This is a genomic window from Paenibacillus sp. TAF43_2 (genome assembly GCF_052113545.1).
GTDB lineage: Bacteria > Bacillota > Bacilli > Paenibacillales > Paenibacillaceae > Pristimantibacillus.
In genome coordinates, this window is the sequence record NZ_JBFRDK010000143.1 from 1 (window position 1) to 16,349 (window position 16,349).

General features: G+C 42.7%; 16 protein-coding genes. 15 read left to right on the forward strand and 1 reads right to left on the reverse strand.

The genetic code is table 11. The features are described from left to right. Nucleotides 1-73 precede the first annotated feature (73 nt). From AB4Z17_RS24375 to AB4Z17_RS24390, 4 genes are all read left to right on the forward strand, one after another. Nucleotides 74-1,057, forward strand: coding sequence for an ABC transporter substrate-binding protein (locus AB4Z17_RS24375; RefSeq protein ID WP_441962609.1), 984 nt, complete (start codon nt 74-76; stop codon nt 1,055-1,057). A 90-nt stretch (nt 1,058-1,147) separates the two neighbouring features. Further along, entirely contained in the window at nt 1,148-2,125 is a 978-nt protein-coding gene (locus AB4Z17_RS24380) for a FecCD family ABC transporter permease (RefSeq protein ID WP_441962622.1), read from the forward strand. Between the two features lie 50 nt (nt 2,126-2,175). Then, entirely contained in the window at nt 2,176-3,120 is a 945-nt protein-coding gene (locus tag AB4Z17_RS24385) for a FecCD family ABC transporter permease (protein WP_441908971.1), read from the forward strand. Between the two features lie 48 nt (nt 3,121-3,168). Then, entirely contained in the window at nt 3,169-4,782 is a 1,614-nt protein-coding gene (locus AB4Z17_RS24390; protein WP_441962610.1) for a helix-turn-helix domain-containing protein, read from the forward strand. A 25-nt stretch (nt 4,783-4,807) separates the two neighbouring features. Here AB4Z17_RS24390 and AB4Z17_RS24395 read toward each other — a convergent pair whose 3' ends face one another. After that, entirely contained in the window at nt 4,808-5,683 is an 876-nt protein-coding gene (locus AB4Z17_RS24395; protein ID WP_441962612.1) for an aminoglycoside phosphotransferase family protein, read from the reverse strand. A gap of 210 nt (nt 5,684-5,893) precedes the next feature. Here AB4Z17_RS24395 and AB4Z17_RS24400 point away from each other — a divergent pair, with 210 nt between their 5' ends. From AB4Z17_RS24400 to AB4Z17_RS24450, 11 genes are all read left to right on the forward strand, one after another. Beyond that, entirely contained in the window at nt 5,894-6,304 is a 411-nt protein-coding gene (locus AB4Z17_RS24400; protein ID WP_076267870.1) for a helix-turn-helix domain-containing protein, read from the forward strand. Between the two features lie 100 nt (nt 6,305-6,404). Continuing rightward, a complete protein-coding gene (locus AB4Z17_RS24405; protein WP_441908976.1) occupies nt 6,405-7,157 on the forward strand; it encodes a YveK family protein in 753 nt (250 codons plus the stop codon). Further along, nucleotides 7,147-7,803: a CpsD/CapB family tyrosine-protein kinase gene (locus AB4Z17_RS24410; protein ID WP_441962614.1), complete on the forward strand. Its 657-nt coding sequence runs from the start codon at nt 7,147-7,149 to the stop codon at nt 7,801-7,803. Before AB4Z17_RS24405 ends, AB4Z17_RS24410 begins: the two co-directional genes overlap by 11 nt. 354 nt (nt 7,804-8,157) lie before the next feature. Next, nucleotides 8,158-9,984: a polysaccharide biosynthesis protein gene (locus AB4Z17_RS24415; protein ID WP_441908977.1), complete on the forward strand. Its 1,827-nt coding sequence runs from the start codon at nt 8,158-8,160 to the stop codon at nt 9,982-9,984. Nucleotides 9,985-10,009: 25 nt separating this feature from the next. Next, nucleotides 10,010-10,891 (forward strand): UTP--glucose-1-phosphate uridylyltransferase GalU, encoded by an 882-nt coding sequence (gene galU, locus AB4Z17_RS24420; RefSeq protein ID WP_441962616.1) that lies wholly within the window; start codon nt 10,010-10,012, stop codon nt 10,889-10,891. Nucleotides 10,892-10,914: 23 nt separating this feature from the next. Beyond that, complete coding sequence (locus tag AB4Z17_RS24425; protein ID WP_441908978.1) at nt 10,915-12,081, forward strand: glycosyltransferase family 4 protein; 1,167 nt, start codon at nt 10,915-10,917, stop codon at nt 12,079-12,081. Then, nucleotides 12,044-13,141, forward strand: a complete 1,098-nt coding sequence (locus AB4Z17_RS24430; RefSeq protein WP_441962618.1) for a glycosyltransferase — start codon at nt 12,044-12,046, stop codon at nt 13,139-13,141. The genes AB4Z17_RS24425 and AB4Z17_RS24430 overlap by 38 nt, the downstream gene beginning before the upstream one ends. 16 nt (nt 13,142-13,157) lie before the next feature. Next, nucleotides 13,158-14,054 carry a glycosyltransferase family 2 protein gene (locus tag AB4Z17_RS24435; RefSeq protein ID WP_441909096.1) on the forward strand — a complete coding sequence of 299 codons (897 nt, stop codon included), beginning with the start codon at nt 13,158-13,160 and terminating at the stop codon, nt 14,052-14,054. 20 nt (nt 14,055-14,074) lie between these two features. Then, the gene (locus AB4Z17_RS24440; RefSeq protein ID WP_441908981.1) at nt 14,075-15,148 is read left to right on the forward strand and encodes an EpsG family protein; all 1,074 of its coding nucleotides are present in this window, start codon (nt 14,075-14,077) and stop codon (nt 15,146-15,148) included. A 13-nt stretch (nt 15,149-15,161) separates the two neighbouring features. Further along, entirely contained in the window at nt 15,162-15,902 is a 741-nt protein-coding gene (locus AB4Z17_RS24445; RefSeq protein ID WP_441908982.1) for a glycosyltransferase family 32 protein, read from the forward strand. A gap of 33 nt (nt 15,903-15,935) precedes the next feature. After that, on the forward strand, nt 15,936-16,349 hold a 414-nt coding region (locus AB4Z17_RS24450), incomplete at its 3' end, for a sugar transferase (protein WP_441962620.1).

Consider the following 16,349-nt stretch of genomic DNA (forward strand, 5'->3'; position numbering starts at 1 on the left):
CAGTGTCATAGGATGTACGCTATTTTATTAATAATGGTTATCATTCTTAATTAGACGCAGGAGGAATAAAGGAATGTTTTCACGCAATCAAGTTCGTCATCTTAAATTAGGGGTATTGCTCTCCCTTATTGGGTTAATGATTTTGGTGCTTTCCGCATGCAGCAGTGCTGAATCGAGTACAGAAAACAATGGAATGAAAAGCACCGAAAAACCATCGGAAGCAACGTCAGAGCCAGCGGTTGACCGGACGGTCAAAGATGCATATGGAGACGTGTTGGTGCCAGCTAGCCCGGAAAAAATTGTCGTGCTGGATATCGGAGCGCTTGATAACTTGTTGGAGCTTGGCATTACGCCAATTGGAGCACCTTCAATTCTTGCTGCAGGAGATCCATATCCAGCTTATCTGAAAGGAACAGAAGGGATTTCGAATATTGGATCTGTAAATGAGCCCAACTTGGAAGCGATAGATGCTTTAAAGCCGGATTTGATTATCGGCAACAAAGATACACATGATGCGATCCACGACCAGCTTACGAAAATCGCACCGACTGTATTCGTAGAAACATTAGGCGTTACATGGAAAGCGAACTTGCAGCTGCATGCTGAAGCAGTGAACAAACAAGCAGAAGGCCAAAAACTGCTGGACGCCTACAATGGGAAAATAACAGATCTAAAATCTAAATTAGCGGACAAAGGACAAAGTATCTCACTATTTCGTCCGCGTGCTGATAAAATACAAATTTATTTGAAGGATACGTTTGCTGGAACCATTATGACAGACGCTGGGATCAATCGTCCCGAATCACAGAACATTGAAGGATTCTCCAAGGATGTGACCGAGGAGCAAATGAGCAGCCTGGATGGAGATATAATCCTTTGGTTCAACCGAGAGCCGGATGCCTTTGCCAAGGTTGAGAAAAGTGCGTTATGGGCTTCCTTAACCGGAGTCAAAAGCAATAGTGTTCATTCCGTTGATTGGGAATATTGGATGAGCGGACTTGGCATTCAAGCCGTAAACAAGGTTGTCGATGATCTGCAATCATTTCTTGTAAAATAATTAAAGATTGGGTCGCCAAGCGGCGCCCCAATCTTTCTTCGTTTATTTGACAATGACGAGCTGGAGGTAGGCGAAGTGAAGCCCAGATTGATGGGATTGGCTGTTCTTGTTATTTTTGTTTGCGCTGCTTTATTATCGAGCATTATGTTTGGAATTGTACAAATTCCACTCCATGCCGCCCTCAATGCATTTTGGTCATATGATGCTTCACAGGAAGCTCACATCATTATCCGTTCCGTCAGGCTGCCAAGAGCACTGATCGCAGCAGCGGTGGGAGGCTCGCTCGCTGTAGCGGGCTGCTTGATGCAGGCGCTCAGCCGAAATGCGTTAGCAGGCCCTGAGTTATTCGGGGTGAACTACGGGGCTGCACTCGCTGTAGTTATCGCTTCGATAGCATTACATTCCACATCGCTTACTGTATTTTCCTGGTCGGCTTTACTCGGTGCAGCAGCTGCAGGAACAGCTGTATTTCTGCTTGGTTCATTAAGGAGAGGCACATTGACCTCAGTCAGGCTTGTACTCGCAGGAGCAACGATCAACCTTTTGCTTACCTCCCTTACGCAAGGGATACTTATTTTGAATGAGCAGTCTTTGGATACGATGCGATTTTGGCTAGCTGGTTCGCTTACAGGACGGGATCTGCAATTGTTTATACAGGTGTCCCCTTATATGCTAGTTGGATTAATTTGTGCGTTTGGTCTAAGCAATCATATGAATGTTATCGGTCTCGGAGAGGATGCGGCACAAGGACTGGGCCAGCATGTTTTTTTTATCAAAACACTCTGTATCGTCGCTATTGTGCTGCTTGCAGGCAGTGCGGTTGCTATCGCTGGTCCCATTGGGTTCATCGGACTTGCTATTCCGCATATTGCTCGATCAATTGTAGGACTTAATTACCGATGGATCATACCTTATTCCGCATTAATCGGTGCTCTGCTGCTGCTGATTGCGGACATTGGCGCACGATTTGTACTGCCTGAGCAGGAAATTCCGGTAGGTGTTGTAACGGCCTTCTTCGGGGCGCCATTTTTAATTTATTTGGCTCAGCGAAGGGGTGGAGCGGCATAACTTCTTTTATAAAAGGGCGTTGGCACCGAATTATTATTTCGTTGTTGTTAATGAATGTACTTGTTTTGCTGTTGAACATTATTATTGGCGAGAGAAATATACCTGTGATGGATGCCATCCAGACAGCGCTTGGGATAGGCAGTGATGAATATGCGTTTACGATTCGCCAAGTGCGGCTGCCAAGGGTACTGACTGGATTTTTGGCTGGATGCGGCTTGGCATTATCGGGGACGATCCTGCAAATGATTACCCGCAACCCGCTGGCTTCACCGGGTGTCATTGGACTAAATGCAGGAGCGGCAGCTGCTGTAGTTGCTTTTCTGGTGCTTGTCCCTTCCTTTCCAATGAGCCGTCTTCCATTGGTTGCATTTGGAGGAGCGCTGTTGGTCGCATTAACGATCTATAAGCTCTCTTGGAAAAAAGGAAGTTCTACCGAGCGTATGCTTCTAGTTGGAGTTGGCATATCTGCAATGGCCGGCGCATTAATAACGTATTTACTGACAGTGGGCAAAATATTCCGTGTTTCTCAAGCATTTGTATGGATGGCAGGCAGCTTATATGGCCGGACGTGGGAACATTTCTGGCCGCTGCTCCCGTGGATTATCATTTTATTTGTGCTGCTAATGCTGTATACACGCTCCCTTGATTTGCTGCAGCTCAGCGATAGTTCAGCAATTGGGATGGGCATACGACTGGAACGCGTCAGATTTTTACTCCTCTTATTTAGCGTTGGTTTAGCAGGCTCAGCTGTCTCGATGGCTGGAACGATTGCATTTGTGGGACTGATGGCTCCGCATATTGCTTCAAATCTGGTAGGTACACCGAGTGTAAAAAGACTGCCGGTTGCTGCACTTCTCGGAGGGTTAATCGTTATGTTGGCGGATTTATTAGGGAGAGTGCTTTTTTCGCCATTTGAAATACCAGTAGGATTAATTACTGCGCTGATTGGGGCGCCCTATATGATCAATTTACTGGTTCGTCGCAGAAGCTTTTAAGAAATGAAATTAGCGAACGTTTTATGAAAGGCAGGCGGTTGTTGCTAAATGATGCCTCATTCCACACTGACTCATTCGCTCTATCTATTCTCATCGGTGCGCAAGAGACGCTTCACAGGCAAGAGAGGAATACGCACCTATCGGATTCCAGTATATTTAATATGCTTTATTACAGAAGGCGAAGGCGTTATTCTATTGGATGGTACGCTATGTAGAACTCGTCCGTTTGAGCTATTTTTGCTTGTGCCAGGCATGGTTGTAGAAATATCAGAGCAATCCGGGGGCTTTGAATATTATGGCGTGTTTTTTCAGCCGCAAACGTTAGTTAAGACGAAAGGCGGCATGATACTATCCAGCTCAATAACGCTGTCTGGCTCGCTGTTACCCGGCAGAATGCCAGTCTCTCAGCCTCAGCATATTTTGCAGCGAATTGTTGAAATGGATAAGAGCAGCAAGGACGAGCGGGCAAAAGATAGCTTGTCACTTCGGCTGCAGCTGGAACAATTTATTCAATTTTTAATCAAGAGCGTTCCAGAGCCGACTGAACAAAACGATGATCGCATCAATCGAAGCATTTCTTATATGGAGCAGCATTATACGGATAAAATAAGCATGGGGAAGCTCGCCGAAATGGCAGGGATGTCTCCAGTTGCTTATTCTCGTCTATTTGTAAAAATAACGGAGCTCTCCCCTGTCGAGTATTTGGGTACAATTCGAATGAATAAAGCAAAGCAGCTTCTGAGCAAAAAAAATACTAGGGTGAAGGAAGTTGCTGCTGCTGTCGGATTTCGCAGCGAATTTTATTTCAGTCGAATGTTTCAGCGGATGGTCGGCGTTTCCCCAACGATATTTATGAAGCGGGAAACCGTAAGAGTAGCGGTAGCCTCTTCGCTTGGGTATCAGCACTATTTGCATTCTTTAGGGATTGAGCCAGTATGTGTGCTCGATTTATTTCACTACCCGGGATTAAGCGAGAAAGAGTATGCAGCGCGGTTCCACAGCCAATTGGAGGAATTGAAGCGCTCTGCTCCCGATCTTATTATTGCTGACCATTATCAGAGCGAATTTCGTGAGTCATTGAAGGAAATTGCATTTCCCGTTTTTTACGACTTGTCGGTATGGGATTGGAAACGGAATTTTTTGAAAATTGCGGAGCTGCTCGGCCGGGAAAACGAAGCTGCTCAAACATTAACCCGCTTGGAAATGCGGACGCTGGAAGTGAAGCAGACGCTGCAGCAAGCCTTGGGTGAGAGTCGTATTACCATTATGCAAGTCAATCATCGGACGATAGGCATACAAGGTACAACGGGTCATCCATTAAATGAACTGATTTATGGCGAGCTCGCCTTGAAGCCCGGTGCTCCGGGATGCGGAGACATTTGGAGACAAGAGATGCTGCCGGAGTCGATGCCGCTCCTCGAAACGGAGCATTTATTTATACATAAGCATCATGTGCTTGCTGGAAGCGGGAAGATGTTTCAGCGGATGCTCGAGACAAATGTATTGGATCAAATTCCTGCTGTGAAAACCGGCAATACTAGACTGATTCAAAATTGGTTTGTGATGAGTTGGACGCCTATAGGAAGGCATTCCATTATGGACATGCTGATGGAATTATGTGCGAATCAAGATGGGCAACAAAAAAGGTTGGACATGGCTTAGCCTTGTTCAACCTCTATTTGAGTTTCTATATGGAGTAATCATACAATCCCAGCTCTTTCAAATACGGATTGCTCGAAATTAAACGTTTTATTCTATCGTTGGTTTTTGATTCTTTGGGTACATTGCCATTTCTACTGAGCAAAACCCATCTTAGACATGCAATGGCTTCAAAAAGTTGTACGTCATGCTGGGAAATCTCGTTTTTGTCTAGATAGGCTGAGCGAAATGCATGAGCGTTTTGCTCTGACACAAATATGCTTATTAAAACAAACGACCATGCAAAATCATACCTGGTATCCCCCAGCTGTCCATTGGTCCAATCGATGACGGTATACTTCCCGTTGTTCTCGAGTATATTTCCTAAATGAAAATCACCGTGAATGATGTGGTCTTGCTTGAGCTGAGTTAGACTTAAAAAACGAGTTAAGCTCTCAAATAGATCAGCATGCTCGTTTATCGCAGGATAGAAGTAACCGATGAAGTCATACTTTGAAAGCTGTACATGTCCCATTTCCTCCAAAGGGGTTTGATGGATGCTAGACAATAGAATAGCGAGCTCTGACACTTTCTTTTTATTAACCTTTGTTATGGATTCACCGTCAAATGAGGTAAACAATACCTTCTCATCATTTGGATTTATTCCCCAGCTGATAGGTCTAGATACGGCTAAGCCGCTATCAAAAAGTGCATGCAATAAATGAAACTGGAAACCAACATCAGGTTGCGATTCCTTGTTCCATATTTTTAATACATAGCTTGTTTGCTCCAAAGTGACCTTTACCACCTCAGCTTCAAAACCTTGATCCATTGTAGAAATGGCTAAGTTATCTTCTTGTTGCAATAGATGATCGATAAGGTCATTTTTCGCTATCCAGTCTATCGATTTAAGCGAATATATCATAAATAATCTCCCTTTCAGCAAATTATTAGAGTCACTTTGTTAGCAAAAATTGTACATCTTTGCTGCTTCTTTGCATATAAAAAAATGGAATGCTATTGACCTGTTCTCATTAAAGAACTAAAATATACATATTGTCTGTTATAAAGTGTTAGTTTGTGTTGTTTTTGTTGAGCTTTACGTTTAGATCTAAACTGGCCGAAGGAGAATATTATGATAGGGGAACGGATTAAAAGTCTACGGGAAAAAAAGGGCTACTCGATCACGAAGCTTGCTGACCTAGCGGGCGTATCCAAGTCCTACTTGAGCTACATTGAACGCAATATGCAGAATAACCCATCTCTTCAGGTAATGGCAAAAATAGCAGCTCCACTAGACTCAAACATTGAATATTTACTCGGAGAAGAGCATTTACCAAAGATTCATATGGATGAAACGTTGGATGAGGAATGGCGAGTCATTATTAAAAATGCGGTTGATGAAGGTATGAGCAAGGGTGATTTCCAAGCACTAAAAGACTTGATCCGTTCAAATATGTGGAAGGAAAGCAGAACGGAGACGAATGTCTACTCTGCTGACAAAAAGAAATCATCAAATATTATTATTCTACATATCGATAACTGACATTGAATAAAAAGTCGGGAAAGTGTATTGACATGTTCTATATAAAGAACTAATATTGTGTTATTGTTCTTTATAACAAACATAGTAAGCAGGTGTGCAAATGGAAGGTAAACGGCTGGAGGATTCACAAGCATCGCATCATGATCAAGACAGAGTGAAGATTAAAGAAATAAATCTTAAAGCGTTATTTCTCACGGTAAAAAAACGTCTGTGGATAGTCGTGGTCATTACTATTCTCTTTACAGTCGCTGCGGGCTTCTTCAACTCAAAGCCTGAAACGCCAATGTACGTATCAAACACGCGGATGATCGTGGCTGCTTCCTCGGATATGATGGGCACAGTGAGGGTATTGTTCAGAGAGCCAATCGTTTTGGATCAGGTAATTGAAAAACTCGGTCTTAATCTCTCGGCAGCAGCGCTGCGAAGCCAAATTAGAGTAGACAGTGTAGATGCCTCGCTTGTTACCGTAGTTTCTGTTATGGATACCGATCCAAGGCTTGCAGCCGAGATCGCGAATACAGCAGTGGAAACCTACAGGCAAGTAGCATCGGAAGTGCTTGGAATTACGAGCATCAGATTGTTGACGAAGGCAGAAGAAAATCCTTTCCCGATTAATGAAAAAAGCAATCGTATCGTGTACATTGCCTTCTTGCTAGGCATGATTTTGAGCGTAGGGTTAGTATTCCTGCTAGATTCACTCGATGATTCTATCAAATCAGAACGAGAAGTGGAAGAACTGCTTGGCCTAACGATGCTTGGTCAAGTTAATAAAATTAAACGAAAAGATTATGGTAGCAGTCGTTTGAAAAAACAAAAAAGCATTTCCGTAAGAGGTGAGACGATTGGTTCGTGAACGGCAAAAGGTATCAAAGTCTTATGTAAACAAAAGCTTACTCGCTTATATTAATCCGCATGGCATCGTTTCGGAACAATATCGAACCATTCGCAACAATATTCATTATGCAGCGAGCGGCAGCAAGGTGCGTTCTTTACTGGTCACTTCGCCCTCAGAGGGCGAAGGAAAATCGACAGCGGCAGTCAACTTAGCAGTCTGTATGGCACAACGTGGCGATAGAGTGCTGATCATCGACGCAAATTTTCGCAATCCAATCATAAACAAAATCTTTAATGTACAAACCTCGCCAGGCTTGTCGAATGTTTTAGGGCAGCAGCTCGAAATTCGTGAAGCGATCTATAATACGGAGGTCGAAGGACTCGATATATTGCCAAGCGGGCAGCGCCTCTATAATTCGACAGAACTGCTCGATTCACAGCTAATGGTAGATGTAATGGCATTTTCAGATGAGCATTATGACATGGTCCTGCTGGATTGCCCGCCGGTTCTTGGCGTTCCGGATACGAATGCGCTGGTAAGTAAATGTGACGGCGTGCTCTTGCTTTTAAAACATGGGAAAACACAGCAGGAGCATGCACTGGAAGCGAAACGTGCATTGCTGTTTGCAAAAGCTAATATATTGGGTGTCATACTAAATAAGTAGAGCGTTTGATGATATCAATCGGATAGCGCTTTTTTTACGGACTATTGTTCTTTATAAAGCACGTTAAGTGTTTGTAAAGGCAATTTCATTCGGTAATGTCTCCTCACCGTTATCAATGGAGGCACTCGGCCATTCTGTGGGTTGCAAAAAAACCTTAGACGCGAGTCGTCAAGAGTGTGGTGTGAGGCGGGGTTCGATGCCCCTGGACTCTATTTTAGAGTCTTTAACTAAATGGTTTTGTATAAAGCCTTTTAGTTAAACACTCTAAGAGTGTAACAGTGATATTAAGCTTGATTCTCTTAAGCCAATCATTTCGTTTGTTTTTTCTATATCTGAAGAAAGGGTGAATGTTTTTTGACGTACCGACAAAGATTGTCTTTATTGATTTTAATCGACTCCATTATCGTTTTTACCGCCATTTTTTTTAGCAGGTTATTGCTAAGTGCTTCGCTTGATGTGGTGACTGCGCCCATTGTAATCAGTTCAATTACTTTGCTGTTAAGCCATCATTTCTTTTCCTTCTACTACAATTTGTATAAGAAGGCATGGGAATATGCGAGTGTAGGGGAGCTATTGATAATAACAAAGGCCGTATCCTTCTCGATCTTTGCAGCAGCGATTATTCAGCAAATTGTGATGCAGGATGTGTTTTTCAGGCTGCTGGCCGTGACGTGGATGATTCATATGCTGTTAATCGGAGGATCGAGGTTATGCTGGAGAATTTTCCGTGGCAGCTACCAGAAAAATGCTGGATTGCGCAAAAGCACGTTAATTGTTGGTGCTGGCTCTGCGGGTACGATGCTTGCCCGTCAGCTCCTTAGCAACAATGATATGGAGCTATTGCCAACTGCCTTCATAGATGACGATGTAAACAAACACAATCTAGATATTATGGGCATTCCGGTGTTGGGCGGAGTTGAAAGCATTGCGAAGGTGGCGCTTGATTATGAGATTAACAATATCGTTATTGCGATACCCTCACTGAGCAAAAAACAGCTCAACACGATTTTTAGCGAATGCGCTAAAACGAAAGCAAAAACACAAATCATTCCTATGCTTGAGGATTTGGCTACCGGCAGAGTGTCGGTTAGTCAATTTCGTGATGTTCAGGTTGAGGATTTATTGGGGCGTGAGCCTGTGGAGCTCGATATTGAGAGTATTTCAGGTTACGTCACCCAGAAGGTCGTTATGGTAACAGGCGCTGGGGGCTCGATTGGATCTGAGGTGTGCAGGCAGGTTTCGAGGTTTTTACCGGAGAAGCTTATTTTGCTTGGACATGGAGAGAACAGCATTTATTCCATTGAGATGGAGCTGAAAGAGCTTTACGGACATACGAAAATAGAATTTGTGACAGAAATCGCCGATATGCAAGACGCAAATAAAATGCTGGCCGTTATGCAAGCTCATCGTCCGCAGGTCGTTTATCATGCAGCAGCACATAAGCATGTTCCACTGATGGAGAGAAATCCAGAGGAAGCGTTCAAAAATAACGTAATGGGAACCTTGAATGCGGCAAGAGCAGCCAGCCAAGCTCGCGTGGATACGTTTGTCATGATATCGACCGATAAGGCGGTTAATCCAACCAGCGTTATGGGCGCGACAAAAAGGATTGCGGAAATGGTCATTCAGCATATGGACCGGTTCAGCAATACCAAATTTGTAGCGGTAAGATTCGGCAATGTTTTGGGCAGCCGCGGCAGCGTTATTCCGCTGTTCAAGAAGCAAATAGAGAAGGGGGGGCCCGTAACGGTTACACATCCGGACATGGTTCGCTATTTTATGACCATTCCTGAAGCTTCAAGGTTAGTCATTCAAGCTGGTGCACTTGCCAGAGGCGGTGAAATCTTTGTCCTCGATATGGGTGATCCGGTTAACATTACTGATCTTGCACAAAATGTCATTCGGATGTCGGGCTACTCGGTCGAGGAAATCGGCATTGAGTACACAGGAATTCGCCCAGGCGAGAAGCTATTCGAAGAAATGCTTAAGGATGATGAAATCAATGAAAAGCAGGTTTATCCAAAAATCTACATAGGTAAATCATCCGAGATTTATTTTGAACATATTGAAGAAATTATTGCCCTGCACGGGGGAATGAGCAAAGCAGAATTGCGTACAAGGCTGCTGGATCTAGCGAATAATGTCGTAGAGCTTCCTGGATTTGCATCTGTAACAGGTTAAAAAACGAAGGAGTTGCATAAAAGTTATGAAGGTTAGAAAAGCGATTATACCAGCTGCTGGTCTGGGTACAAGGTTTCTCCCAGCAACAAAAGCGATGCCAAAAGAAATGCTGCCAATCGTCGATAAGCCAACTATTCAATATATTGTGGAAGAAGCGATTGAATCAGGCATCGAGGACATTATTATTGTAACGGGTAAAGGAAAACGGGCAATCGAGGATCATTTTGATAACTCGCTTGAGCTGGAGCAAATTTTGACTGCCAAACATAAATACGATTTATTAAGTGAAGTGCGCAAATCAGCGGATATGGTGGACATTCATTATATTCGCCAAAAGGAGCCGAAGGGGCTTGGGCACGCCATATGGTGCGCTCGCAAATTTATTGGCGATGAGCCGTTTGCCGTACTGCTTGGGGATGATATTATCACAGCGGAGAAGCCTTGTATAAAGCAGATGATCGAAAAATATGATGAGTATCATACTTCGATTATCGGCGTGCAGCGTGTGGCGGATGAAGCCGTATCTCGCTACGGAATTGTAGATGGCACTCTTATGGAAGAATCCTTCCACCGGGTTAGACATTTGGTCGAGAAGCCGTCCAAGGAGCTGGCGCCATCGAATATGGCGATTATGGGCAGGTATATTTTGAACCCGGCGATCTTCGACATTCTCGGCAATCAATCGCCAGGAGCGGGCGGAGAAATACAACTGACCGATGCGATCGCTGCTTTAAACCTAATGGAAGCCGTATACGCTTATGAATTCGAAGGCAAGCGTCATGATGTTGGTGAGAAAATGGGCTTTATCCAGACGACGATTGAATTTGCTCTTCAGCGTGAGGATTTGCGTTATGAGCTATTAAACTATTTATCGCAAATGGTTGAAAGAGAATCTGCTAGAAAATAATTCTAGTATAGGATGGTAGAAGCATGCCAAATAAAATTTTATTTTGCGCAACGGTTGATTATCATTTCAAGGCATTTCATATGCCTGTTCTCGAATGGTTTAAGCAGCAAGGGTGGGAGGTCCATATCGCCGCAAAGGGCGAGCTGGAGCTCCCTTTTGTTGACCGAAAGTTTAATATTTCCATTGAGCGCTCGCCGTTCCATTCCAACAATGTCAGAGCATACCGAGAGCTGAAGGCAATTATTCAGCAGCAGGATTATAATATCATTCATTGCCATACGCCAATGGGCGGCGTGCTTGCAAGACTCGCGGCACAGCCGGCGAGAAAACAAGGAACAAAAGTTATTTATACCGCGCATGGTTTTCATTTCTGCAAGGGCGGCTCGCTCTTGAACTGGATGCTTTATTATCCAATTGAGAAGAGGCTGTCCAGCATGACGGACTGTTTAATTACAATTAATACAGAGGATTATCAGCTCGCTGTCACCAAAAAATTTAAAGCAAAGCGGATCGCTCATGTTCATGGTGTTGGCGTAAATACAACACATTTTAAGCCTATGCAAAAGCTTGATAAATGGCGATTGCGTCAGGAGCTCGATTATCGCACGGACGACTTCCTTATGTTTTATGCTGCTGAATTTAACCGAAACAAAAACCATCAGCTGCTCATTCACGCGTTGGCCGCAATTAAAGAGGCGGTACCGCATGGCCGGCTGCTGCTGGCTGGAAAAGGGCCTTTGCTTGAGGAAAGCCAGGCTCTGGCAGAGCGTTTAGGTGTTGGATCGATGGTCCATTTTCTTGGCTATCGGACAGATATCGACCGGCTGCTGCCCATGTGCGACGTCGCAGTAGCATCCAGTCTGCGTGAGGGATTGCCCGTCAATTTAATGGAGGCCATGGCCTGTGGGCTGCCCATTGTTGCCACGCGGAATAGAGGGCATTCAGAGCTCGTTATAGATGGCGAGAATGGATTCGTGCTGGAGCCGACCGATATGGCATTATTTGCTGACCGGTTAAGGAAGCTGAGTGAATCGCTGGAGATGAGGCAGCGGATGGGGGCGTTTAGCCTTCAAATAGTACAGAAATATGGTTTGCTTCAAGTGAAGCTAGAGCTTAATGAAATATACAAGTCCTTTATGTTGGGGGAACAAAATGAATCCCAAAGTCAGTATCATCGTGCCTATATTTAATATGGAGCTGTATTTGGATAGATGCTTGAATAGCTTGCTAGAGCAAAGCTTATCTGACATAGAAATTATTGCAGTAAACGATGGATCTACGGATTCCAGCTTAAGCATTCTTCAGGAATATACGGAACGGGATTCACGAATCATTGTTATTAATAAAAAAAATGAAGGTGTGTCCGCTGCACGAAACGATGGTGTGCTGGCAGCAAATGGGGAGTACATCGGATTCGTTGATCCAGATGATTGGGTAAATTTAAAAATGTATGAAGAAATGTACGCATGCGCAGTGGAACAAAACGTTGATATTGTGATGTGTACGTATATTAGGGAGTTTGGGACACATTCGAAGGAAAAGCGGTTCAACATGCCTGACAAGCAATTGTATCTTATGGATGAGGTGCAAACGACTATGCTAAGGCGGCTTGTAGGTCCATTAAAGGAAGAGGTAGCGAATCCCGAATATCTGGATGCTTGGGGGACGGTATGGTCAAAACTTTATCGTACATCATTGCTGAAAGACAATAAGGTGAAATTTAAAGATCTCAGCATCATAGGCAGTAATGAGGATACACTCTTCAACATTCATGTCTTTTATAATGCTGAATCTTTTTTGTTTCTGAATCGTCCTTTTTATCATTATTGGCGAACAAACGATGCCTCCATCACATCCCAATACAATCCGTTGTTAGTTGAGAAATTTGAAAAGCTATACGCGGCAATACAAAGCTTTTTGACGGAAAAAGGTCTGATTAATGATTTTGGACTAGCGCTAAATAATCGAATTAGCATGAATGTACTAGGTCAAGGATTAAACATAATGAATCATCAATCGAATCTATCCATGAGAGAAAGATTGCGTTTAATCAAAAAATTGTTAAACAATGAAAAAACAAGTTATTCACTTAGGCGCTTTCAATTGGAGTATTGTCCACTAATTTGGAAGACGTTTTTTTTATGCGCAAAGCTAAAAATCTCGTCAGCTATCTACTTTATGTTATTAGGTATGAATTGGATACGGAGAAAAAATACAGGAGGAATAAGACTTGGAACGGAAAACGGTTAGTGGAAGTTCAAAACCGATGTTGACTGTATTTACTCCTGCGTACAATCGAGCTTATACACTCCACCTATGCTACGAAAGTTTAAAGAGGCAAAAATGCAAAGATTTTATGTGGCTTATTGTTGATGATGGCTCATCGGATAATACTAGAGAATTAGTTGAGAGTTGGATCAATGAAGCTGAATTACCGATTCAATATGTTTATCAAGAAAATCAGGGAATGCATGGTGCACACAACACGGCTTATAAACATATTGAGACAGAGCTTAATGTCTGTATCGATTCGGATGATTATTTGGCAGACGATGCAGTTGAAAAAATTACGACCTTCTGGAGGAAGGAAGGCAGTAATCGCTACGCTGGAATTATTGGTTTAGATGCCTACCATAACGGAGAAGTCATCGGAACTTTATTACCTAGTGATATGAAGGATTCTCCTTTCACAGATCTATATGTAAAACACAATGTAAAAGGCGATAAAAAAATTGTGTATCGAACTGAACTGGCCCAAAAAGTGGCACCTTATCCACTCTTTCCAGGAGAAAAATATTGTCCCTTGTCCTATAAATACGTTCTGATCGATCAAGAACAACCGCTTCTCATTTTGAATCATGTTCTTTGTTACGTCGAGTATTTGGCAGATGGCTCTAGCTTAAACATTATTAATCAATATCGGAAGAATCCACAAGGCTTCGCATTTTTCCGAAAAACAGCTATGGCTTATTCACCGACTTATAAAGATAGACTTCGAGAAGCTACCCATTATGTCTCAAGCAGTATCATGTTAAGGAATGGAAGGTTCTTAGTGGAATCTCCTCGTAAACTTACAACGCTGCTTGCTATTCCGCTTGGGATTATGCTCTATCTCTATATACAAAATACGAGTAGACGAACATTGATGAAGCAATCGAATTAATTAGAGAAAGGAACAGAGAAATGACGATCCTCTGGTTTACGTTAATTCTTGTTTCAATAACTGCATGGATGGCCAGATATTTTTCTGTTGCAGCAGTAAAGGCTCCCATATTTATTAGTCCGAATAAATTTTTAGCATTTCTGGCAGCTTCATCCCTCGTCATCGTCTCAGGACTTAGACAAAACATAGGTGATACATCACTTTATGTACATAGCTACGAAATTGGAGATTTTTCGTGGGAGTCGATATTGCAGCAGAGAGATAAGGGATTCAATATACTGCAATTGTTATTGAAGCAAATATCGGATGATCCACAAATACTTATTTTTTTTACCGCTTTGGCAACAAACCTGCTTATTGCCGGAGTGTTCTTTAAATATGCAAGGCTCTTTGAATTGAGCATGTATTTGTATATAACAACAGGAGCATTCATTGTATCGATGAATGGTATAAGACAATTTTTGGCGGCAGCTATTGTCTTTTCTGCAACCAAATTTATTTTTGAAGGCAGCTGGAAACGCTATATGGCTCTGGTGTTGTTGGGATCGGTATTCCATCAAAGCGCACTAGTCATGATTCCGATTTATTTTATTGTAAGAAGAAAAGCATGGACTGGGATGACTTTTGCTCTTCTTTCCTTAGCTGTTCTGATTGTTGCAGGCTTCAACCAGTTTTCTACGCTATTATTCACGGCAATTAAAGACACACAATATGGCCATTATGAAAGTTTTCAGGAGGGCGGGGCTAACGTTATACGAGTAATTGTTTGCTCGATTCCGGTCGTTATCGCCTTTTTTGGCAGAGAGAAGCTAAGAAAAATCTTTCCTCATGGTGACATCGTAGTTAATCTTTCTATTGTCGGCGTCGTGCTCATGATTATATCGACTCAGAACTGGATTTTTGCTCGACTCAGTATTTATTTCAGCTTATACCAGCTTCTTTTGTTTGGTTGGATCGTGAAGCTGTTTCGGGAGAAAGATCAGAAGCTTGTATATTTGGCGATCATAGCATTTTATTTTATTTATTTCTTTTATGAAAATTTTATCGTACTCAATATCTATTATTTAAGTAAATACTTAATTTGGCCATTGTAAGGGAGGTAGAGTAGTGGGAAAAACGGAACAAATTCCACGTATACTGCATTACTGTTGGTTTGGGCGTGGAGAGAAATCAAAGAAAATTCAAAAATGCTTGGATAGTTGGCAAAAGCATTTGAGTGATTACACCATAATAGAGTGGAATGAGGATAATTTTGATCTCAACTCAAACCGTTATGTGAAAGAGGCTTACGTAGCTGGGAAATATGCATTTGTAAGTGATTATGTGCGGCTGCATGCTTTATTTCATCTCGGAGGCATTTATATGGATACGGATGTTGAGGTACTGAGGCCACTTGATACTTTACTTCATCATAAGGCGTTTACTGGTTTTGAAGATGAAACATATTTGCAATCGGCTACGATGGGGGCTGTTAAAGGCCATCCATGGATAAAGGAGCTGCTCATAGATTATGCCAGAAGAAGTTTTCTACTGCCAGGTGGCAACTATGACACAACAACAAATACGGCTGTCATTACAGAACTCAGTAAAAAAGACGGATTGATTTTGAATGGGGAATTTCAAGTGTTACCCAATGGAGTTACCTTTTATCCAAGAACCTTCTTTAGTCCATATGATTATATTAACGGAGGAAACTACATAACGGAAAATAGCTTTACAATCCACCATTTTGCAAAGTCTTGGCTGCCTATTCATGTTCGTATGAATAGCAAACTGAAAAGAGTTGCAAGCCGAATTGTCGGTCCAAGCGTTATTTCAAAAATGCGAAAGCTGCTATCTTCAAACTAAGAGCAGTTAAACGAGCTACGGGAGCACCTATCTATGACAAAGCGATTATTTGATATTTTTGTTTCGAGTATAATCTTACTCATTATGCTGCCGATCATTGGAATTACTGCAATATTGGTGCGCGTTAAGCTAGGAACACCAATTGTGTATAAGCAGCAGCGTCCAGGACTCCACGGTGCCCCTTTTGTTGTTTACAAATTTAGAACGATGACAGATGAGAAGGACAGCCTCGGTCAGTTGCTGCCGGATCACATTAGGCTGACTCCTTTCGGGAGCTTCTTACGGAAGTTTAGTCTTGATGAATTGCTTCAACTTATTAACGTAGTAAGGGGCGATTTAAGTCTTGTTGGTCCAAGACCGCTTCTTATGGAGTATTTACCGTTATACACAGAGGAACAAGCAAGGCGGCATCAAGTAAGGCCAGGTATAACCGGCTGGGCTCAAATT

Bases quoted from the DNA above. Each gene is read 5' to 3' on its own strand.
- AB4Z17_RS24375 (WP_441962609.1), top strand. From the start codon at position 74: ATGTTTTCACGCAATCAAGTTCGTCATCTTAAATTAGGGGTATTGCTC.
- AB4Z17_RS24380 (WP_441962622.1), top strand. From the start codon at position 1,148: ATGGGATTGGCTGTTCTTGTTATTTTTGTTTGCGCTGCTTTATTATCG.
- AB4Z17_RS24385 (WP_441908971.1), top strand. From the start codon at position 2,176: ATGAATGTACTTGTTTTGCTGTTGAACATTATTATTGGCGAGAGAAAT.
- AB4Z17_RS24390 (WP_441962610.1), top strand. From the start codon at position 3,169: ATGATGCCTCATTCCACACTGACTCATTCGCTCTATCTATTCTCATCG.
- AB4Z17_RS24395 (WP_441962612.1), bottom strand. From the start codon at position 5,683: ATGATATATTCGCTTAAATCGATAGACTGGATAGCGAAAAATGACCTT.
- AB4Z17_RS24400 (WP_076267870.1), top strand. From the start codon at position 5,894: ATGATAGGGGAACGGATTAAAAGTCTACGGGAAAAAAAGGGCTACTCG.
- AB4Z17_RS24405 (WP_441908976.1), top strand. From the start codon at position 6,405: ATGGAAGGTAAACGGCTGGAGGATTCACAAGCATCGCATCATGATCAA.
- galU (WP_441962616.1), top strand. From the start codon at position 10,010: ATGAAGGTTAGAAAAGCGATTATACCAGCTGCTGGTCTGGGTACAAGG.
- AB4Z17_RS24425 (WP_441908978.1), top strand. From the start codon at position 10,915: ATGCCAAATAAAATTTTATTTTGCGCAACGGTTGATTATCATTTCAAG.
- AB4Z17_RS24430 (WP_441962618.1), top strand. From the start codon at position 12,044: ATGAATCCCAAAGTCAGTATCATCGTGCCTATATTTAATATGGAGCTG.
- AB4Z17_RS24435 (WP_441909096.1), top strand. From the start codon at position 13,158: ATGTTGACTGTATTTACTCCTGCGTACAATCGAGCTTATACACTCCAC.
- AB4Z17_RS24440 (WP_441908981.1), top strand. From the start codon at position 14,075: ATGACGATCCTCTGGTTTACGTTAATTCTTGTTTCAATAACTGCATGG.